Here is a 21,039-nt window from a genome sequence, read left to right on the forward strand (position 1 = left end):
CCCTGTCTCCACAATTGACCTAGAAAAGGCGCTCAGTCTGCAGAAAGTTTCCGCAAAAGCTCACGCGGTGCAGCGGACAAAGTCCATGTTTGCGAATGGCCTCGATATGCTCGGGGCTTGCATAGCCCTTCGACTCGGCCAGATGGTACTCGGGGTACTCGGCGTCGTACTCGACCATCATCTCGTCACGCGTGACCTTGGCCATGATGGACGCCGCGGCGATGCAGGCGATCTTGGCATCGCCCTTCACCACATCGCGTTCGTTAGGAACGGCGCCCAAGGGGTTGCCATCCATGAGGACGCAGTCGGGTTCAAGTCCCGTATCGGCCACGGCGCCCGCAACGGCGGTACGGATAGCACGGGCCATGCCCATCTCATCGATATCCTTAGGCGCAATATGGCAAAAACCGATCGCCGTCGCCACCTCGGCAATCTTCACTGAGAGCAACTCGCGGCGCGCAGGCGTGAGCTTTTTGGAATCGTTGATGCCCCAGACGCGCGGCTCCATAGGAAGGCAGACGGCGCATACCGTCAAAGGACCGGCCACCGATCCGCGACCCACCTCGTCGACACCAACGACCACCCCATCGCCGCCAAGCTCATGCATAAGCTCGTACATGCCATTGACGCGCTCGCGCTCGGCAAGTTCCTTGGCATGGCGTTTGAGGGCGCGTTCACAAGCCTTGATCACCTGCTGGCGCGGGTCCTCGCGATAATGCTCCACGAGGGCGGGAATCTCCTCAAACGTAGCGCTCGCCAGCTCGCCGGCAACTTGCGATGCCGAAACCGAGCTCGTCATATTGGCCATACCAGGCCCTCCTTGCATGCAAATCAGATAAAAAGAAGGGCCACCCGAAGGTGGCCCTTGTGTCCAAACGAGTGGACAGACGCTGCGATCTTCTTAGCGCTTCTCGGGGATGCGAGCAGCCTTGCCCACCTTGTCGCGGAGGTAGTACAGCTTGGCGCGACGGACGCGACCATGACGAACGACCTCGAGCTTGGCGATCTTGGGGCTGTGAAGCGGGAAGGTACGCTCAACACCGACACCGAAGGACATCTTGCGGACGGTGAAGGTCTCGCGGGCACCGGCGCCGGCCATGCGGATGACGTCGCCCTGGAAGACCTGGATGCGCTCGCGGTCGCCTTCCTTAATGCGGTAGTGAACCTTGACGTTGTCGGCGACGCGAACCTGAGGAATGTCCTCGCGGATCTGCTGACGCTCGATTGCGCGGATGTAATCCATGTGCAATTCCTTACTCTTCTAGAGGTGCCGTACCACCTTGGCCGGCACGTAGTTGAACAAACGTATTCGAGTATACACGCGCGGGTTTCTGCTGCAAGAACAATTTTTTACGCAGACAAAAAGACAAAACCCGCACATGATAACCGTCCGCCTCACGAATGAGACGGACGGCATGAAGGGGGGCTACGTTAGGCGTCTGAACCCAAAACGTTACGCGGAGCGCTTCGCCTCGAGCTTGGCCTGGGCGGCAGCCAGGCGTGCGAGGGGCACGCGGTAGGGCGAGCAGGACACGTAGTCCACGTCGGCCACGTTGAACAGGCCCTTAATGGATTTGGGGTCGCCGCCGTGCTCGCCGCACACGCCAAAGTGCATGTCGGGGTTGGTGGCGCGGCCCTTCTCGACGGCCATGCGCACCAGCTCGAGCACCGCGGTATCGATGGTCTCGAAGGGATTGTCCTTCAGGATCTTCTTATGCATGTACAGCGGGATGAACTTAGCCTCGGCGTCGTCACGCGAGAAACCGAAGGTCGTCTGGGTGAGGTCGTTGGTGCCAAAACAGAAGAAGTCTGCATAATGGGCGATCTCGTCAGCGACCATGCAGGCGCGCGGCAGCTCGAGCATCGTGCCCACGGGAATATTGAGCTCGACGCCCTCTTCGTCGGAAACCTCGGCGATTACGCGCTCGATAACCTCGCGGATCTGGACATGCTCGGCCGTGATGGAAACGAGCGGAACCATGATCTCAGGGCGCGGATCGACGCCTTCCTTGATAAGACGGGCAGCAGCCGTAGCGACGGCGCGAACCTGCATGAGCGGCAGATCGCTAAAGACGACGGACAGGCGCACACCGCGCAGGCCGAGCATCGGGTTGGACTCGACCATACCGTCAATACGACGCAGACGGGTGCGCAGGGCGGCAAGCTCTTCCTCGTTGGCGCCAGCGGCTTCCTTCTTGGTGATGGCGACCTCGAGCTCGCGAGGATCATCCAGGAACTCATGAAGCGGCGGATCGAGCAGGCGGACGACCACATCGCGACCGGACATGGTCTTGAACATCGCCAGGAAGTCCTCGGTCTGAACCTTGAGCAGGTCGGCCAGGGCCTGCTGCTTCACGGTCTCATCGTCAGACAGGATAAAGCTCTGGATGATGTTCTTGCGATCGCCCAGGAACATGTGCTCGGTGCGGCACAGGCCAATAGCCTCGGCGCCAAACTCGAGGGCGAGCTCGGCATCCTCGGGATTGTCGGCGTTGACGCGCACATGGTTGGCATGGCCACAGGTCTCGTCCAGGCGAATCTCGTCGGCCCAGGACAGGATGGTGTCCAGGTCGCCGGTAAGCTCGGCGGAGGCCAGGTCGACGGCGCCGTCGACGACGATGCCCTGGGTGCCGTCGATGGAGATGACATCGCCCTCGTGCAGTACGCGTTCGCTGCCCTCGATGCGCACGACCTTCTCGGCGGCGTCAATATGGAAGCGCTCAACGCCGCAGACGCAGGGCGTACCCATGCCGCGGGCGATAACGGCGGCATGGCTCGTCTTGCCACCGTGGCTGGTCAGGATGCCCTCGGCGGCGACCATGCCCTTCAGGTCGTCGGGGTTGGTCTCCCAACGAACCAGAATGACCTTGTGGCCCTCGTTGGCGCGCGCGACGGCGTCATCGCTCGAGAACACGACCTCGCCCACGGCGGCACCGGGGCTGGCGTTCAGACCGCTGGCCAGCGCCTCGTACTTCTTGGAGGCGTCAAACTGCGGGTGCAGGAGTTGGTCGAGCTGCGCGGGATCGATGCGGCTCACGGCCTCCTCGCGGGTGATCAGGCCCTCCTCGACCATTTCGATAGCGATGCGCAGGGCGGCGGTGGCGGTGCGCTTGCCCACGCGGGTCTGGAGCATCCAGAGCTTGCCCTGCTCGATGGTGAACTCGATATCGCACATATCGCGATAATGATCCTCGAGCGTCAGGAACACGCGCTCGAGCTCCTCACCTGCGGACTCGAGGCCCGGGGTGGTCTTGAGGTCGGCAATGGGCTCGGTGTTGCGGATGCCGGCGACGACGTCCTCGCCCTGGGCGTTAACCAGAAAATCGCCGTAGAACTCCTTGGTGCCGTCGGCCGGGTTGCGCGTAAAGGCGACGCCGGTCGCAGAGGTCTCGCCCTTGTTGCCAAAGGCCATGGCCTGCACGTTGACGGCGGTGCCGAGGTCGTCGGAAATGCCATGCTGCTTGCGGTAGATGCAGGCACGCTCGTTCATCCAGCTGCCAAAGACGGCCTGGATGGCAAGGCGTAGCTGAAGCTCCGGGTCGTGCGGGAAGACGGGCTTGCCGTCAGCGACCTCGAGCTCGGGATACAGGGCGGCATCGACGTTCTCGGAGAAGATGCCCTTAAAGGTCTCGACGAGTTCCTGCAGGTCCTCGGCCGAAAGCTCGGAGTCGACGCGAACGCCGGCGACCAGGCGGGCCTGGGTCAGGGCGTTCTCGAACAGGTCGGCATCGACACCCATGACGACGTTTGAGAACATCTGGATAAAGCGGCGGTAGCTATCCCAGGCAAAACGCGGGTTTTGCGTCTGGGCAATGAGACCCTGAACGGAGTCGTCGTTGAGACCCAAGTTGAGGACCGTGTCCATCATACCGGGCATGGAGAACGGAGCGCCCGAGCGAACCGACACGAGCAGCGGATCGGAGGCGTCGCCGAGCTTTTTGCCGCAACGGGCCTCGAGGTCTGCCTCGGCAGCAACGATCTCATCGAGTGCGCCCTCGGGCCACACGTTGCCGGCACCGGAGTACTCGACACAGGTCTGGCAGGTAATGGTAAAGCCACCGGGAACCGGCAGGCCGATACGGCTCATCTCGGCAAGGTTTGCGCCCTTGCCGCCAAGCACGAAGTTCATGGACTTGTCGCCCTCAGTGACACGGGTGCCCTGGGCGTCGGTTCCAAAACGGTAAACCCTCTTGCAATCGCTCACGATACTTCCCCTTCCATGCACTTACGCGCACGACCGTGGTAACGAATCGACCCGCCGGATGCGAGCCGTGAGGGTACTATACGGCGGGCATTGAGCGGGCTTGCGCAGAGGACGCGGGGGTTGGTAAACGTGGTAAATATGGCGGTAAACGGTAGGTAAAGGTGGTTACCTTATGAAGATACCACTACAAGAAAAAAACAGGTCAGATGCAATGTTTTTGCTAAATCGCTTTACCATAAGTAGCTACTTTTGTTGAGTTCGACGGGCGGCTCGGCGGGCACGGGCTTCTTGGATTTCCTCCAAGTGGCTAATGATCTCGGCAGCGCTTTCCTCGATGGCCTTGCCGTCGGTACGCACCACAAAGCAGCCCAGGCGCTTCATGAGGGCACGGGCTTCCTCAAGCTCGCTGCGCACGCTCTCGGGCTCGGCATAGGAGCCGGCAACGGCACGAGCGTAGTCATCGCCCAAGCGGCTATCACGAATTTCGGAAATCACATCGACGGTCGAAATCAGGCCGAACAGGCGCATCGGGTCGACCTCGTAAATCGACTTGGGCGGCTCCATGCCATGGGCCAAAGGAACATTGGCAACCTTGTAACCTTGATAGGCCAGATACATCGACAGCGGCGTCTTGGACGTGCGCGATACGCCCAGCAGCACGATATCGGCACCCGACAGATCGTCGCAACCGCGCCCGTCATCGTGCTCAACGAAATACTCCATGGCCTCGATACGATGGAAATAGCGGTCATCGGTCCTGTGAATCACGCCCGCAACGCCCTTGGGCGGTACACCGATGAGCGACGACAGCACGGCGAGCGTGGGGCCGATCAAGTCGACCGAACGGATATGCAACATACCCAAGTAATCGAGCACGCGGGCACGTAGCGCCGGGTCGACGATGGTATGGAACACGGCGATATCGCGATGGTCGGCATCGACGCGCGGCCCCACAAATGACTTGACCTGCTCCACAGAAGTCACCTTAGGCAGGCGCAAAACACGAAAAGCCCCTTCATCAAATTGCCCGGACGCCGCAAGCACCACCTCACAAGCGGTATCACCGAGCGAGTCGGAGATAACGATAACGGTGGGACGAGCGGTGACCGGGCAATCCATGCGGGGCTCCTTTTGCGCTTATGCGCAGGCTGGCTTACTTTTTGCGGGCAAGCTCACCGATGTTGGCGATGCCGGAGAAAACGGCCTCGAAGCGGTTGAGCAGCTTAAGGCGATTATCGCGGAGCTGCTCGTCCTTGTCCATGACCATAACCTCGTCGAAGAAACGGTCGATGGGCGCGCGCAGGGCGGCGAGGGCAGCAAATGCGGCCGGGTAATCCTCGGCAGCGAGGGCGGCATCTACAGCGGTCTGAGCAGCCTCGGAGGCATCGGCAAGCTCGAGCTCGACCTCGCCCATCAGGCTGCGGTCGTACTCCACGCCCAGCTCGGGCTTGGAGATATGCGCGGCGCGAGCATAGGCGGTCGCAAGGTTGTCGAACGTCTCAGCGTCGTTCTTGCGGGCCTCGTCGAGGGCGGCGCAGCGGGCGAAGAAGACGGACGGAGCGATGATGTGCACCGCGGAGACGGCGGCAACGGTATCGGCCGGGACCTTTTCGTCGCGGGCCATGCTCACCAGGCGGCCATGGAAGAAGTCACGAACCTGCTGGGCGACCTCGGCGGCGTCGAACTCAATGCCCTGCTCACTGTAGAGCTCAAGGGCGAAGTCGATCAGCGACGTGGGGTCAATCGGCAGACGATCGCGCAGGATGTTGATGATGCCGATGGCGGCGCGACGCAGCGCGTACGGGTCGGAAGAGCCGGTCGGGGGCTCGCCGATGGCAAAAATACCGGCAATGGTATCGAGCTTGTCAGCACAGGCCACGATGCAGCCAGCGGTGCCCTCGGGCAGCTCGTCACCGGCAAAGCGGGGACGATAATGATCGCGAATGGCATGGGCGACCCCGTCGTTCTCCCCCATCGCGATGGCGTAGTAACCGCCCATCACGCCCTGCTGGCTCGTGAACTCGACGACGGCGTTAGACACCAGGTCGGCCTTACACAGGTGAGCGGCGCGAGCCGCATCGGCGGCCAGATGGGCACCCAGGTGAGCCTCGCGGGCGATGGCGAGCGCGAGCTGCTCAATACGCTCGGACTTGGCGAGCACGCTACCGAGCTTCTCCTGGAAGGCGACCTTGGCCAGACGCTCGCGGAACTCGTCAAGGGAGATCTTCAGGTCCTCCTCATAGAAGAACTTGGCGTCGTCCAGACGGGCGCGCACGACGCGCTCGTTGCCGTCGATCACGCGCTCGGCATTCTCGGGCTTGCTGTTGGAAACGACTACGAACTCACGCGTGAGCTTGCCCTCGCCGTCATAAATCGGGAAGTAGCGCTGGTTGGTGAGCATGGACTCGCAGATGATCTCGTGCGGGACCTTGAGGAACTCCTCGTCAAAGGTACCGACGAGCACCGTCGGCCACTCGCAGAGGTTGATGACCTCCTCGAAGACCTTCTTGGGCGTGTCGACATGGCAGCCGGGGCGAGCGGCCTCGACTTCGGCGATACCGGCAAGGATAGCCTCACGGCGACGCTCGGCAGAGAGCACGCCGGCGTCCTCGAGCACCTGCTCGTAGACGGCGGGGCTGGCGACCACATGGTCACCGGGGCCCAGAACGCGATGTCCGCGCGTGGTATTGCCACTCGTCACATCGGCAAACGACACGGGCACGACGTCCTCGCCCAAAAGGCAGCAGATCCAACGGACCGGACGAACAAACGTAGCGTGCTCGTGGCCCCAGCGCTGGCTGCGGTAGTTGGGCCACTGCAGGCCGGCGATAGTCTTCTCGCACAGAGACGTCAGGATCGGCGTAGCCGGAGCGGAGGGAATGTTCTTCTCGGCGAACACGTACTCGCGGCCGTCGGTGTCCTCGCGACGGACCAGGTCCTCGGCAGCCACACCGCACTTGCGGGCAAAGCCCTGGGCGGCCTTGGTGGCGTTACCGTCGGCATCAAAGGCAATGTTTGCCGCGGGGCCGCGCTTGACCTCATGGACCTCATCGGTCGCAGTGGCGACGTTGGCCACGAGCGCAGCCAAACGACGCGGGCTCGAAATCACGCGGACCTCGCCATGGGCCAGACCGGCCTCGTCGAGACCCTTGGCAATCATGGTGCCAAGCTGCTTGACGGCATTGTTCAGCGGTGCGGAGGGCATTTCCTCCGTACCGATCTCAAACAGGAAATCCTTAGCGTCTGCCATGGCTTACGCCACCTCGCCTTCCTGGTCGGCATTCTCGTTGACTCCGGCGACCTCGGCCATATAGGCCTCGCAGCACGCCTTGGCGACGGCGCGGACGCGCAGGATGTAGTTGGCACGCTCGACCGCGGATAGTGCGCCGCGGGCATCGAGCAGGTTGAAGGCATGGCTGCACTTCATGACGCAGTCGTATGCGGGCAGCGGCAGCTTGCGCTCAAGGCAGGAATGACACTCGGCCTCGTAGTCGTCAAACTTCTGACGCATCATCTCGACGTTGGCGACCTCAAAGTTGTAGGCGCTAAACTCACGCTCGTTCTCCAGGAACACGTCGCCATAAGTCATAGGCGTGCCGTCGGGCAGATAGCTCCACACCAGGTCGTAGACGGAGTTGACGCCCTGGGCGTACATGGCGATGCGCTCCAGGCCGTAGGTGATCTCGACGGGCACGGGGTCGACCTCGATGCCGCCCACCTGCTGGAAGTACGTGAACTGCGTGACCTCCATGCCGTTGAGCCAGACCTCCCAGCCAAGGCCCCAGGCGCCCAGGGTCGGGCTCTCCCAGTCGTCCTCGACAAAACGGACGTCATGGTCGTTGGGGTCCAGGCCAATGGCAGCCAGCGAACCCAGGTAGAGCTCCTGGGCGTTGACCGGCGACGGCTTGATGAGCACCTGGAACTGATAGTAGTGCTGCATGCGGTTGGGGTTCTCGCCGTAGCGGCCGTCGGCGGGACGGCGGCAAGGCTGAGCGTAGCAGGTGCGCCACTCGGCGGGACCGAGCGAGCGCAGCGTGGTCGCGGTGTGGAAGGTACCGGCACCGACCTCGGAGTCATAGGGCTGCATAATGACGCAGCCCTGCTCGCCCCAGTACTGCTGGAGGCGCAGGATGATGTCTTGGAAGGAAAGCGATGAAGCGTTCATGCCTCTAATATCCCCTCGTCGAAACGATTACACGGTTAGGTACTGTACTATAGCGGTTTTTAGTCGATAGCGCCGATGCGGTTGAGCGGCCAGTAGCGCACAAGCGCCACGGCGATCAAATCAGAGCGATCGACGGGACCAAAGTAACGTGAGTCGGCAGAGTTTTCGCGGTTGTCGCCCATCACCCACACGCACCCGTCGGGAACGGTGTAGGGATAGCTTACCTGAGCGCCGGGAGCCTGGACCGAAAGCGGCCAGCTCATGCCGGTCGTGTAGTCCTCGTCGAGCGCCTGGCCGTCAACGACCACCTTGCCGTCCTGAAGGTCGACCGTCTGGCCGGCCGTGGCAATAACACGCTTGACGAGAACATCGTGCTCGGAGGTGCCATCGGGGTTGTGGAACACCACGATATCGCCTTGGCTGACAGGCTGGCCGAGCTCAAGGCTCACCTTTTGCGCCAGGATCTGGTCGCCGATCTCGATCGTGGACTCCATGGAGCCAGTGGGCACCACAAAGGGTTCGGCCACAAACGAGCGAATCAGGAAGGTGGCGACCAGTGCGATCGCGACGACCACGATCCACTCAAACGCACCCTTTAGCACGGAATGCTGCGATGGAACCATTCTCACTCCTTGCTCTGCGAATACGATGCGTCCAGGATGTCCTGCGCGTATGCGCGCTCCTCGGGCGTAAGCCGCGCCGTCTCGATCAGGTCGGGACGCCAGCGGCAGGTGCGCTCGATGGCATTCTTACGGCGCCAGGCGTCAACCTTGGCATGGTCACCGCTCACGAGCACCGGCGGCACGCCCTCGCCGTTGAACTCGGCGGGACGGGTGTACTGCGCGTACTCGAGCAGGCCACCGTCCTCGGCAGTCGAGAACGACTCATCGACATTGCTCATCTCGTCACCAAGGGCGCCGGGAATCAAACGTACGACGGCATCGGCAACGACCATAGCGGGAAGCTCGCCGCCCGTAAGCACGTAGTCGCCGATCGACAGGCGCTCGTCGGCATACGCATAAGCGCGCTCGTCGACGCCCTCGTAGCGGCTGCAAACAAACAGCAGGCGCTCGCTTTTGAGCAGGCGCTCGGCCACATGCTGCGTAAAGGGTTCGCCGCAGGGCGTAAAGAACACCACGGTGGGCTTGGGACCCTCGGAGCTAATAGCCTCGATGGCCTCGGCGATGGGCTCGACCTTCATGAGCATGCCCTGCCCGCCGCCGTACGGCTCGTCATCGACGGTACGATGGCGGTCGTGAGTCCAGTCGCGCAGGTTATAGGCCTTAAAATCAAAAAGGCCGGCCTTGCGGGCGCGGCCCAAGATCGATGTGGACATGACGGGCTCAAACATCTCGGGAAAGACCGAAAGGGTCTCAATCAGCATGTTGTCCTCCCTACTTGTCCATATCAATCAACCCGTCCATAACGTGGACGGAAATTGTCCCCTGATCGGGAAGATCGAGCACAACCTGCTCGATCACGGGAATCAGCACCTCGCCGTACCGATCGCCCTCGACAACCCAAACATCGTTGGCGGGCGTCGACATGATCTCGACAATCGTGCCGAGCGAACCGAAACGCTCGTCGACCACCTCGCGACCCATCAGATCGGTATAGGCGGCGTCGAGCGAATCGAGCTCAAAGTCGTCACGATTTGCCAGCACGTAGCATCCGGTGATGCCCTCGGCGGCCGTCAAGTCATCAATGCCCTCAAACGAGACCAGATCGCCATCGCCCGTATCGGTGACGGATGTGACCGTGCAAAAACGGTCACGCTTGAGCGCCGGCGGCGTCAAGGCGACGCGCATACCCGGCGTCAATACAGAAGGAAGCCCCCGCAGCGGCTGCGCGAGGACCTCCCCCTTCCTTCCGTGCGGCTTGACCACACGGGCGATGTTTTTGTACTGGGACCTCAAGGTCCTAGCCCAGAACCTCTACCTCGACTGCAGTGTCGAGGCGAGCGGCCAGTGCACGGGCGAGCGTGCGAATGGCCTTGATGGTACGGCCACGACGGCCGATGACCTTAGCGACGTCATCCTCGGCAACCGAAACCTCAATCGTGGAGGCGTCGTCACCATCGATGACCTCAAGGCTCACGGAATCCGGGTCGTCGACGATCTGAACAACGAGATATTCGACGAGATCGGCGATGCGATCTGAGAGCATTGCCTCACCCTCGAGCTGTGCAGCGTCAACCTCAGGCACGATTTACTCCTCGGCGCCCTCAGCGGCCTCAGCGGCAGCCTTAGCGGCCTCGGCCTCTTTGGCGAGCTGCTTCTTGGACTTCTTGACGACGGTCTCGGTCTTCTCGCCCTCGTTGGCGGCCTTGACCAGAGCAGCGACAGCGTCGGTGAGCTGAGCGCCCTTGGACTGCCAGTCAGCGATCTTCTCGAGATCGAGATTGATGGTCTTGGGGGCGGTCATCGGGTTGTAGCGGCCAACCTCCTCGATGATACGACCGTCACGCGGGGCGCGGGAATCGGCGACGACGACACGGTAGTACGGACGCTTCTTAGCGCCGTGACGAGCAAGGCGAATCTTGACTGCCAAAGGAAACTCCTCCAACCAAGCAGCTTTAGGCTGCAACTACAAACAAACAGTTGAACATAATACGCCATCGACGCGGGCAGGTGAAGTCCGTGAGACCAACTTCTTCGGTGTAGTCGAAGGCAAATCCATATCTTAGACAAGAATTTGCGATTTGCAAGCACATCCACGCACCCCACATGAGCTGCGCGGTATACTCATGCCATGAAAAGACGCGAACATACATACGGTTATAAGGATGCTGCGGGCGTCACGCCGCCGCCCTGGACGGGTCCGGCGGTGGGCCTCATGGATCTCGATGCGTTTTTTGCGAGCGTGGAGATGCTCGATCATCCCGAGTGGCGCGGCAAGCCGCTCATCGTGGGCGGCGATGCCGATTCCCGCGGCGTCGTGTCCACCTGCTCATACGAGGCACGTCGCTTTGGCGTGCACTCAGCCATGCCCTCGGCCGAGGCACGGCGCCTCTGTCCGCAAGCCATTTGGACGCATGGGCATTTCGATCGCTACCGCGAGGTCAGCGCGCAGGTCATGGCGATCCTCGCCGACGAGACCCCGCGCGTTGAGCGTGTATCCATCGACGAAGCTTTTATCGATATCACACCGGGTCGTTTTGCACCCGAAGACCCGTTGCAGGTTGCACGGCGCATAAGCGACCGCGTGGCAGCGCTGGGAGTGACCTGCTCCATTGGCGTGGGCTGCAACAAGACGGTCGCAAAGATCGCAAGCGAGCGGGACAAGCCGTTTGGGCTGACCATCGTGCGCCCCGGAACCGAGCAGCGCTTTTTGGCCGCGCTGCCGGTATCTGCCATGAGCGGCATCGGACGCTCGGCCGAGGAGCGACTGCGTCGTATGCGCATCTACACGCTCGGCGAGCTATCACGCGCACCGGAATCAACCTTGGCCTCTATTTTTGGCGTCAATGGCGAACGCATGCGCCAGCGTGCGCTGGGACTCGAAATCTCCGAAGTTACGAGTCTCGATGAAGAGCGCGAGGTCAAGTCGGTCAGCAATGAACGCACCTTTGCGAAAGATTTGACTGAGCGCGGGGACATCGAAGCGGCGATTGCGCTGCTGGGAGAGTCAGTGGGACGCCGCCTGCGCCGTCAGGGACTAACGGGTGCCACGGTAACGCTTAAGCTTAAGTATTCTTACGGCAGCGGACGCACGGCACAGCGCCGACTTCCCCACCCCACCGATGACGAGAATATCTTTGTGGCCGTGGCGCTCGAGCTGCTCGACAAGATCTGGCAGAAAGGTATGCACGTGCGCTTGGCGGGCGTCGGCATGAGCGACTTCGACCATCAGGGCGGCATCCAGACCGACCTGTTCTGCGAAATCGACGGCCGCGGAGCCCAATCCAGCGACCGTCGCGACCTCTCGGTCGCCATCGACGCCGTCCGAGACAAGTTCGGCGACACCGCCCTATCCTTCGGCCGTCAATCCCGCTTCAACGATTAGTCCCTTAGGCAAAAAGAAAGCCGGGCAGCTGCGAATGATTATTCTAGGACGGGGATTTTTTAATCATTTGGAGCGTCATTTCGCCCTTTGAATGATATTGGTCCCAATTCCCGTCAGACGCGAAATCTGGTCAATCGTAAACCCCCGATGCCTCAACACTGCCAGAAGACGATTTCGCTCTGATTTCGGCAAAGTTTTAAGCTGATAAGGCTCATGCGGAGCCAAAAGAGCCCGGGCAACTTCCAGCGCATCCATATCGGAGATATGCTTACCTTCGGGCATAAAATAGGGATTAGGCTTGCCGTCGGTACTCGAAAGATAAAACGCTTCCGTACCCCCAAACAGATTGAGAATACCTTCACAATCACAAATTTCGGGATGAGAGAAATACTCATGGAAGCTGCTCCAGCGATACAGAGGAGCAGAAGAAATACCTGCTTTTGCAGGATTGTCGTGTATGTATCGGACGCAACGGAGCAGCTGTTTGTCGTCAGAAATGATCACACTCTTGAATCGTTCCTGGAACACCGGTCCGCGGCGGCCGGTTTTTTGATTGAAGTGTTTCGCATATGCCGTATCAATCGCATGCATAGCAACGCTCATCTGATTATCGAGATCATCAAATAGCAGGTGAACATGATTGTCCATGAGGCACCAGGCAAGAAGGCGAATATGAGCGGACGTAAATCGTCTGTTCAATAGATTGAGAAAATAAAGGCGATCGTCATCGTCTTCGAAGATCAGCTGGCCAGCACAGCCCTTGAGCATGACGTGATAATGGCCGAGTTCGGACAACGCACGGGCAACACGAGTCATCGAAACCCTCCCTTCCAAGGATGCAGTAGTCACAGCATACAAAAGGAAAGGAAGAAAAAGGCCGAACCGCCCGACAAAGGTGAGCGGTTCGGCAAACGGTAGCAATGATTATTTTATCCCCGTCCCAGAAAAATCATTTAGAGGAGGTCGAGGGGAAGCTGGGGGGCGTCTCCCCAGAGTTTCTCGAGGCGGTAGAAGTCGCGGGCTTCGGGAGTGAAGACGTGGACGACAACCGAACCATAGTCCATGAGCATCCAGGTCTTCTGCTCGCGACCCTCGATGGAGAACGGGTGCTCGCCGCAAGCCTCGGCGACCTTCTCCTCGATCTCGTCGACGATAGAATCGACCTGGCGGTTGTTGGTACCGGTGGCAAGCACAAAGTAGTCGCATACGTCGGAAAGCTCGGTCAGGTCGAGCACCTGAACGTCCTCGCCCTTCTTGTCGTAGGCGGCCTGCGCGGCGGCGCGGGCGACATCCTCGGCGGCGACACCGCTCGCAGACAGCGAGGCGGCAGTGCGGTCGGACGTGGCGACGAAGCTCTTGTGCTCCACACCTTCAAGAATCTGCTCGTCGGTCATGGTCTCGTCGGCCATGGAATACCTCTTTCTAGACAGCCCGAGCTAGCGCAGCTGGGCGTAATGGTTGTAAATCGAAATAGCCGTGGGATAAAGATAGCGCCCGGACTGAATCACATAGACCAAACCCTGCGCAAAACAGGAGAAGAACAACTCGTCGAGCGTCGACTCCCCCACCATCTTGCGCAGCGCATGTGCATAGTCGCCGTGGCGGTTGGGCTCGATGGCATCGGCCACAAAGACCACCATATCGAGCTGCGTCATGTCGCAGGCACCCACGGTGTGACGGTCGACAGCCTGGAAAACGGCCGGCGACAGCTCGGGAAAAAGCTGCGGAAGCTCATAGGCGGCAACAGGGCCATGCAAAAGCGGCGTCGCGGCGGAAGGAGAGCCGGCAATCTTAATGCCGTAATGCAGAGCGCGCGTGACCAGCTCGTCGTCGGAGAGCACTTTGTCCCAGTCATGGATCAGGCCGGCGGCAGCGGCATCAAAGCGGTCAACGCCGTAGACCTCGGCCAGATGAAGTGCGGTCTCGGCAACACCCAGCGAATGCACATAGCGCTTGCGCTTATCCTTCATGCGAACATCGAGCAGCTCTTGAATGCGCTTGAGCAGCGCGCGCTCATCGCCCTCAAACTGATCCTCTACCGACAACGTAGACCCCCATCACTCAAAATCTTCTTGGCCCAAATCGGCATATAGCCTGCGTTTGCGAATGTAGCCGAGCACGGACTCGCTCGTAAGATAGCGCACGCTCATACCGCGGGCAACTCGCTTACGAATGTTCGTCGAGCTGATCGCCAGCGCCGGAATCTGAATATAGCGCACGTCGAACGGCAGCCCCGACTCTTTGATTCGGGCACGCGCCGTATCGATATCAAAGCCCGGTCGTGTCGCCGCAATAAAGGTAGCAAGCTCAGCGATTCGTTCGGCATCATGCCAGGTAACAATATCGATAATCGCGTCGGCGCCCGTAATAAAGTAGAGCTTTACCTGCGGCGGGTAAAAGTCGCGAAGGGCATGAAGCGTATCGGCCGTATAGGTTACACCCGGACGGTCAATCTCGAACCGACTCGCCAAAAAGGCCGGGTTCGCAGCGGTGGCGAGGACCGTCATGGCATAACGGTCCTCGGCAGGCGTCACCGGCTTGTCAAGCTTAAAGGCAGGCGTGCCCGCCGGCATAAAGAGCACGGCATCCAAGTCGAGGGACTCACGCGCCTGCTCAGCGGTCACCAGGTGCCCGTAATGGATGGGATCAAAGGTGCCACCCATAATGCCGAGCCTAAACTCCTGCCCGTCCTCTAGAGGAAGCTCGGGCAGACCGATTCCACCGCGCAGCGACATGGCTTACTCGCCCTCCGAGGTCTCGGCATCGTCCTCGGCATCCGCCGCATCGACAACCTCGACGCCCTCGTCCGCAGCATCGGCCACGTCAATGGCCTCGACGGCAACGTCCTCGCCAGCATCCTCGAGCTCTTCGTACTCCGAGAAGTCCTCGGCGCCCTCAAAGTCAAAGGCGCGCTGGCAAATGCGGACCTCGTCGCCCGCACGGCAACCGGCCTTCTCGAGCGCGTCGTCAACACCCATACGCGCAAACTTATGCTGCAGGTAAATGACGGCTTCCTCGTTTTCCCAGTCGGTCTGGATGACCATGCGCTCGATGGCACGACCGACCACGCGGAAGGCACCGGGCTCTTCCTGGACAATGCGGAAACGCTTCTCGCGCTGCAGGCGGCGACGCTCCCACTCCTCGTCGCGCAGATCGACCGGTTCATCAGAGACCGCCAGCTCGGCGCGAAGCTTAGCCACCTGCTCGCCCACGGCAAGCATCAGCGTGTTGAGGCCGGCGCCCGTAACAGCAGACACGGCAAAGAACATATGGCCATCGTCGAGCGCCGCGCGCTTGAGGTCGGCAATCTTATCGGCCGTGCCCGGCGCGTCGCACTTGTTGGCAACGACAATCTGCGGACGCTCCGAAAGCTCGGCGCCATACTGCTCGAGCTCGCGGTTGATGATGCGATAGTCCTCGACCGGATCGCGATCCTCAAAACCACCCGTCATGTCGACGACATGCATGATTAGGGCCGTACGCTCGATGTGGCGCAGGAACTGATGGCCCAGACCCTTGCCCTCGCTCGCACCCTCGATGAGGCCGGGGACGTCGGCAACGACATAGGAGTACTCGCCGGCACGCACCATGCCCAGATTGGGCACGAGCGTGGTAAACGGGTAGTCGGCAATCTTGGGGCGGGCGGCACTCATGCGCGCAATGAGCGATGACTTACCCACCGAGGGAAAGCCCACAAGCGCGGCATCGGCCATAAGCTTCATCTCGAGCTCGATCCAGTGTTCCTCGGCCGGTTCGCCCAGCTGAGCGAACGCGGGCGCGCGGCGAACCGACGTCACAAAGTGCGTGTTGCCCAGACCGCCGGCACCGCCGGGCGCCACGACGACGCGCTCGCCGTCGTGCACCAGGTCGGCAATCTCGAACATCGGGGTCTGCGTCTCGGGATCGAGCTCGCGCACCACGGTACCCATAGGGACCTTGAGAATCAGGTCCTCGCCGCTCTTACCGTTACGACGGGCACCCTGCCCGTGCGTGCCACGCTCGGCGCGGAAGTGATGCTTAAAGCGGTAATCGATCAGCGAAGACAGCTGAGCATCGGCCTGGATGACGACATTGCCGCCACGACCGCCGTCGCCGCCATCGGGGCCGCCCTTGGGGACAAATGCCTCGCGCCTAAACGACATGCATCCGGCTCCGCCGTCGCCGCCGCACACGTTAATGCGGCTGATATCGGTGAACTGTGACAACAGAATCGCCTCCTACAAAAAGAGGGAGACCCTTGAATCCTAAAACTCAAGTGCCTCCCACATATGTGCTCTATGAAGGGTGAATTACGCGTTCGCGAGCGGGCGTACGCTGACCCTGTGCTTGATACCCTTGTGGAACTCAACGGTACCGTCGACCAGCGCGAACAGCGTGTCGTCCTTACCACGGCCAACGTTCTCACCCGGGTGGATGTGCGTGCCGTGCTGACGGACGAGAATCGTGCCCGTGGTTACCGTCTGGCCGGCATAGCGCTTCGTGCCAAGGCGCTGACCGCGGGAGTCACGGCCATTACGGGAGGAACCGAGTCCTTTTTTGTGTGCCATTGTGTATACCTACTCTTTCGTTACGAGTGTAATCTACTCGGCGACGGGAGCCTCGGCAACAGCCTCAGCCTCTGCCTTGACAGCCTTCTTGGCGCGGGAGGTAGCCTGAACCTTCACGATCTTCAGCTTGGTGAGCTGCTGACGGTGACCCTTCAGACGACGATAGCGCTTGCGCTTGTGGAACTTGAAGACCAGCTGCTTCTCGCCCTTGAACTGCTCAACGATCTGAGCGGTAACCTTGGCCTTGGCCAGCTTGTCGGGATCGGTGACGATCTTCTTACCATCGTTGAGGAAGATAACCGGCAGGGTGACCTTGTCGCCCTCATTGCCCTCGATCTTCTCGACGGTGATGACATCGTCGGTGGCGACCTTGTACTGCTTGCCGCCCGTGTTAACGATTGCGTACATGTTTACTTGCCCTTCATGCATCAGTTAGTGCAACAGCCGAATATAGTAGCAGGCGAAAATACCCCCGTCAACGAGTATGTGGAGCAAATCCACAAGTTCGCACAGGTATGGGGCTGACGAGTCGGCCCTCGTCGTCCTCGCATGCTTGATTCTGACGCTCGACATCGTAGGAGCAGATGGTCACGAGGTCTTGCATACCGGTGGAAACAATAGGTGCATCCACGCCCGGGGTCAAGCCCTGCAACAAAACATCAGCAGCAGAAAGCAAAATTTCCGGACGCATGGAGCCCTCGTTGTCGGCATGGGTGTCGAGCATGAGCACTAAATGGTCCGGGCGCTCCCCCGCCGTGAGTTCATAGCCCACGAGCGTGTGATCCAAATCCAAGCGCTTGCTCTTTTTGCCGCGTGCGTAGTCGATGCCATGGTCCGCGCGCAGCGTGTCGATCGCACGACGCACCTCGTCGGCGCTTACGGGCGCCTCGGGATCCAAGTGCAGATCGATGCGATACGACAGGCGCGTGAGCTGCGCCGTCAAGGCCGGCGTGCGCACGTCGATGTACGCCGCCTCAATGGGCGCCAGATCGGCCGGAGACGCCGCGGCCAGGCGCCCAAACGCCTCGTCGAGCGCCACGAACTCGGTCATAAACAGGTCATACCACTCGCAGGTCGACGACGTACCAACCGGTAGCGCCGAAGAGAAGCCCACGCGCATGTGCGGAGAGAAGCCCTGCGTGACGGCATAGGGAAGTCCCGCACGGCGCACGATGCGCTCAATGGTATGGATTACTTCGAGATGGCCCAAGTACTTAAGGCGATCGCGCTTGCCATAGCGAACACGAAGCCTAAAGAGCGAGGGGTTGTCGGTCAGGCGCTCACTCATGCGCGATCACCCATCAATACATTCTTGGCGTGGAGCGTGGGGCAGATCCCGCAGCCGGTGCACGACGTGCGGGTGCAGTCGGGAGTCGTGACGCCCTCGAGCGAGCGACGGTACTCGCGCTCAAGGAAGCCGCGCGTGCAGCCGGGGCTCACGTGCTCCCACGGCAGGCGCCAGTCCAACTCGTAGGGCAGGTGCACGAGTTCATTGAGGTCGATGCCGTTTTTGGCAGCAGCTTCCTTCCAGTTATCGAGCGAGAAATGCTCTGCCCAGGCGTCAAAGCGAGAGCCCGAGCGCCAAGCATCGATGATGACGGGCGTCATGTCACGACCGGCGCGGGACAGCGCGGCCTCGATGAGCGAGGTCTCGGCATCGTGGTAATGCACGCGGACGGCACGGTTGCGAACGCTCGTGATAAGCAACTTCTGGCGACGCTTGACGTCGTCGTAGTCGAGCTGCGGGCACCACTGGAACGGCGTGGCAGCCTTGGGGATAAAGACCGAAACCGAGATGGACACCGAGATCGAGCCGCGACGAGCCTTGGGCACCACGGAACGACCGAGCTCCAGCACGTGATCGGCCAGATTGGCGATGGCCACGATGTCCTCATCGCGCTCGCCGGGAAGGCCCATCATAAAGTAGAGCTTCATGCGGTTCCAGCCGGCCTCGAAGGCCGCCTTGGCCGCACGGTCCAGGTCCTCCTCGGTCACGTTCTTGTTAATGATGTCGCGCATGCGCTGGCTGCCGGCCTCGGGCGCGAACGTCAGGCCGCCCTTCTTTTCGCCGGCGACCGACTCGGCCATATCCACGCCAAACGAATCCAGGCGCTGCGACGGAATAGACACGCGTATACCCGTATCCTCCAGGCGACGGTTGAGCCTGCCGAGCACGTCGCGAATGCAGGAGTGGTCGGTCGTGGAAAGCGAGGTCAGCGACACCTCGTCATAGCCGGTCTTTTCCAGACCCTGAATCACCGACGAGACGATCTGGTCGGCCGAGCGCTCGCGCACCGGGCGATACGTCATGCCGGCCTGACAAAAACGACAGCCGCGGGCGCAGCCGCGCAGGATCTCGATAGACAGGCGGTCGTGAACCAGCTGCGCATAGGGCACGCACGACTGCGACAGCGGATTCGTGGCGCCGAAATCCTCAACGACGCGCTTGTAGACCACGGTCGGCGCATCCTTGCCTTCACGCGGCACGGTGTAGCCATGCGGCGAGCAGGGCTCGTCGTGACGAACCTCATAGAGCGACGGCACGTAGTTGCCGGCAATGGATGCAAGCTGCTCGACAATCTGCGCGCGCGGGACCCCTTCGTCACGCAGGCGGCGATGCAGCTGGCAGGTCTCGAGCAGCGATTCCTCGCCCTCACCGATGAGGATGGCATCGAAGAAGGCCGCGTACGGCTCGGGGTTGTACACCGAGGGACCGCCGGCGATGATGATTGGGTCGTCTTCACCTCGGTCGGCCGCTAACAGCGGAATGCCAGCGAGGTCCAAAGCCTCGAGGAAGTTCGTCACCGCCATCTCGTGCGGCACATGCAGACCGACGATATCAAACGAAGCGACCGGCGCTGCACCCTCGAGCGATAGCAGCGGAATACCCGCCTCGCGCATGGCGTCGCCCATATCGGGCCACGGCACATAGCCGCGCTCGCAGGAGATGCCCTCGGCCTGGTTAAGGATGTTGTAGAGGATGGCGATGCCCTGGTTGGGCAGACCGACCTCGTACACATCCGGATAGATCAGGCAGCAACGGTAGTCGGCATCGGCCTTGGAAAGCGTGCCCCACTCGTGATCGATATAGCGGCTCGGCTTCTCGACCTTGGCGAGCAACGGCTCAATTAAATGAAAACAGTCTTGGTATGCAACGCGCAACGGAAAACCCCTAAGCAGCGAGATCGGATGCGTCTTGGTAGGACGCCATAGGACGGGTAGCGCCCGCGACCGTGGTCACCAGATCGCGAACGCGGGAGAACGTGGCAGTGACCACCTCGTTGGCACGGCTGTAGTCGACATCGCGCTCGTAGAGCGAAACAAGCGCACGGCCCATGCCGTAGGTGCCCGCGGCAGCAGTGAGCGCCTTGACGGCAAACCCAATATGCGGCGTCTGTTTGACGAGCGCGCGGGTGACCGCGCGGATCACAAGACCGCCGGCAAGCACGCCCGCGACCTCGTAGCCGCGCTCGGGCTTAATACCGCGTCCAAAGACGGCAGCGAGCTCAAAGAGCATGCCCACCTGCGCCAGCGCCATAACGGGATAATCGGCGCCCGGCAAAAACACCAGCGCACCGGTCGCCATATTGGTGAGCGCGCACGAGGTGATGATACGATTGGCCGCCGCGATGCGCATGAAGGCAAAGTTCGCCGCAAAAGCCGTTTCCTTGTCGGTGCGATCGAGAATCCAGCGGGCAAGCGTCTCGAGCAGATACGTCTTATCGGTTGCCGCTACCACGCCGAGCATGGGCGTGGACTCCTCGATAAACGGCACCTCCACAGCAGACTCGGCAAGCACGCACACGGGCGCGCCGGCGATCACGAGCTCCTGCACGGCACTCTCCAAGCGGTCGGAACCACACGAGAGCACCAGCACCACATCGGTATCGGTCTTTGGAGCAATTCGCTCCTCCCCCAGACGCTCGACGCGCACAATACCCGAGGTCGTCTGCGGCACAAAGGCGTCACGCACCGTCTCGGCAAGAAAGCGCGAGGCGGACGAATCCAGATAGACCGAGACGCGCACCGGCGTATCGGAATCCTTCTTAACGGACGCGCCCATCTTAAAAGCGCGGGTCAGCTTATCTACGGGAATTTTCATAGCAAACCCCTCCAGC

At 61.1% G+C, this 21,039-nt stretch carries 22 protein-coding genes; 1 reads left to right on the forward strand and 21 read right to left on the reverse strand.

Annotation, left to right across the window (positions count from 1 at the left end):
* Positions 1-19 precede the first annotated feature (19 nt).
* The 11 genes from GXM19_RS03235 to rpsP form a co-directional block, all read right to left on the reverse strand.
* A complete protein-coding gene (locus GXM19_RS03235; RefSeq protein WP_006236099.1) occupies positions 20-808 on the reverse strand; it encodes a ribonuclease HII in 789 nt (262 codons plus the stop codon).
* A 93-nt stretch (positions 809-901) separates the two neighbouring features.
* Positions 902-1,243, reverse strand: coding sequence for a 50S ribosomal protein L19 (gene rplS, locus GXM19_RS03240; protein WP_006236098.1), 342 nt, complete (start codon positions 1,241-1,243; stop codon positions 902-904).
* A gap of 210 nt (positions 1,244-1,453) precedes the next feature.
* Positions 1,454-4,204, reverse strand: a complete 2,751-nt coding sequence (gene ppdK / locus GXM19_RS03245) for a pyruvate, phosphate dikinase (RefSeq protein ID WP_040359949.1) — start codon at positions 4,202-4,204, stop codon at positions 1,454-1,456.
* Between the two features lie 243 nt (positions 4,205-4,447).
* Positions 4,448-5,323 (reverse strand): pyruvate, water dikinase regulatory protein, encoded by an 876-nt coding sequence (locus tag GXM19_RS03250; protein ID WP_115596195.1) that lies wholly within the window; start codon positions 5,321-5,323, stop codon positions 4,448-4,450.
* A 34-nt stretch (positions 5,324-5,357) separates the two neighbouring features.
* Positions 5,358-7,454, reverse strand: a complete 2,097-nt coding sequence (glyS, locus tag GXM19_RS03255; protein WP_006236092.1) for a glycine--tRNA ligase subunit beta — start codon at positions 7,452-7,454, stop codon at positions 5,358-5,360.
* A 3-nt stretch (positions 7,455-7,457) separates the two neighbouring features.
* Positions 7,458-8,369: a glycine--tRNA ligase subunit alpha gene (locus GXM19_RS03260; RefSeq protein WP_006236091.1), complete on the reverse strand. Its 912-nt coding sequence runs from the start codon at positions 8,367-8,369 to the stop codon at positions 7,458-7,460.
* Between the two features lie 59 nt (positions 8,370-8,428).
* On the reverse strand, positions 8,429-8,992 hold the full coding sequence (gene lepB, locus GXM19_RS03265; RefSeq protein ID WP_006236090.1) for a signal peptidase I: 564 nt from the start codon (positions 8,990-8,992) through the stop codon (positions 8,429-8,431).
* Between the two features lie 2 nt (positions 8,993-8,994).
* A complete protein-coding gene (gene trmD, locus GXM19_RS03270) occupies positions 8,995-9,753 on the reverse strand; it encodes a tRNA (guanosine(37)-N1)-methyltransferase TrmD (RefSeq protein WP_006236088.1) in 759 nt (252 codons plus the stop codon).
* 10 nt (positions 9,754-9,763) lie between these two features.
* The gene (gene rimM / locus GXM19_RS03275) at positions 9,764-10,285 is read right to left on the reverse strand and encodes a ribosome maturation factor RimM (protein ID WP_050766183.1); all 522 of its coding nucleotides are present in this window, start codon (positions 10,283-10,285) and stop codon (positions 9,764-9,766) included.
* A gap of 4 nt (positions 10,286-10,289) precedes the next feature.
* Complete coding sequence (locus GXM19_RS03280; protein ID WP_171021534.1) at positions 10,290-10,535, reverse strand: KH domain-containing protein; 246 nt, start codon at positions 10,533-10,535, stop codon at positions 10,290-10,292.
* Between the two features lie 42 nt (positions 10,536-10,577).
* Entirely contained in the window at positions 10,578-10,919 is a 342-nt protein-coding gene (gene rpsP, locus GXM19_RS03285; protein ID WP_022094749.1) for a 30S ribosomal protein S16, read from the reverse strand.
* A gap of 201 nt (positions 10,920-11,120) precedes the next feature.
* Here rpsP and dinB point away from each other — a divergent pair, with 201 nt between their 5' ends.
* Positions 11,121-12,374: a DNA polymerase IV gene (gene dinB / locus GXM19_RS03290; protein ID WP_006236083.1), complete on the forward strand. Its 1,254-nt coding sequence runs from the start codon at positions 11,121-11,123 to the stop codon at positions 12,372-12,374.
* Between the two features lie 75 nt (positions 12,375-12,449).
* Here the strand turns inward: dinB and GXM19_RS03295 are convergent, their stop codons facing one another.
* From GXM19_RS03295 to GXM19_RS03340, 10 genes are all read right to left on the reverse strand, one after another.
* Positions 12,450-13,190, reverse strand: coding sequence for a transposase (locus GXM19_RS03295; protein ID WP_040359946.1), 741 nt, complete (start codon positions 13,188-13,190; stop codon positions 12,450-12,452).
* 137 nt (positions 13,191-13,327) lie between these two features.
* Positions 13,328-13,783 carry a ribosome silencing factor gene (rsfS, locus tag GXM19_RS03300; RefSeq protein ID WP_006236081.1) on the reverse strand — a complete coding sequence of 152 codons (456 nt, stop codon included), beginning with the start codon at positions 13,781-13,783 and terminating at the stop codon, positions 13,328-13,330.
* A 27-nt stretch (positions 13,784-13,810) separates the two neighbouring features.
* Entirely contained in the window at positions 13,811-14,344 is a 534-nt protein-coding gene (yqeK, locus tag GXM19_RS03305) for a bis(5'-nucleosyl)-tetraphosphatase (symmetrical) YqeK (RefSeq protein WP_006236080.1), read from the reverse strand.
* An 87-nt stretch (positions 14,345-14,431) separates the two neighbouring features.
* The gene (gene nadD, locus GXM19_RS03310) at positions 14,432-15,109 is read right to left on the reverse strand and encodes a nicotinate-nucleotide adenylyltransferase (RefSeq protein WP_089573445.1); all 678 of its coding nucleotides are present in this window, start codon (positions 15,107-15,109) and stop codon (positions 14,432-14,434) included.
* Positions 15,110-15,112: 3 nt separating this feature from the next.
* Positions 15,113-16,579, reverse strand: coding sequence for a GTPase ObgE (gene obgE / locus GXM19_RS03315; RefSeq protein ID WP_172544921.1), 1,467 nt, complete (start codon positions 16,577-16,579; stop codon positions 15,113-15,115).
* Positions 16,580-16,663: 84 nt separating this feature from the next.
* Positions 16,664-16,921, reverse strand: a complete 258-nt coding sequence (gene rpmA, locus GXM19_RS03320; RefSeq protein ID WP_006236075.1) for a 50S ribosomal protein L27 — start codon at positions 16,919-16,921, stop codon at positions 16,664-16,666.
* Between the two features lie 33 nt (positions 16,922-16,954).
* The gene (gene rplU / locus GXM19_RS03325; protein WP_035138585.1) at positions 16,955-17,329 is read right to left on the reverse strand and encodes a 50S ribosomal protein L21; all 375 of its coding nucleotides are present in this window, start codon (positions 17,327-17,329) and stop codon (positions 16,955-16,957) included.
* A gap of 67 nt (positions 17,330-17,396) precedes the next feature.
* A complete protein-coding gene (locus GXM19_RS03330; protein ID WP_006236073.1) occupies positions 17,397-18,209 on the reverse strand; it encodes a TIGR03936 family radical SAM-associated protein in 813 nt (270 codons plus the stop codon).
* A complete protein-coding gene (locus GXM19_RS03335) occupies positions 18,206-20,083 on the reverse strand; it encodes a TIGR03960 family B12-binding radical SAM protein (protein WP_040359943.1) in 1,878 nt (625 codons plus the stop codon). The genes GXM19_RS03330 and GXM19_RS03335 overlap by 4 nt, the downstream gene beginning before the upstream one ends.
* A 10-nt stretch (positions 20,084-20,093) precedes the next feature.
* Positions 20,094-21,023 carry a YcjF family protein gene (locus GXM19_RS03340; protein WP_006236071.1) on the reverse strand — a complete coding sequence of 310 codons (930 nt, stop codon included), beginning with the start codon at positions 21,021-21,023 and terminating at the stop codon, positions 20,094-20,096.
* Positions 21,024-21,039 lie beyond the last annotated feature (16 nt).

The organism is Collinsella aerofaciens ATCC 25986 (assembly GCF_010509075.1).
Taxonomy (GTDB): domain Bacteria; phylum Actinomycetota; class Coriobacteriia; order Coriobacteriales; family Coriobacteriaceae; genus Collinsella; species Collinsella aerofaciens.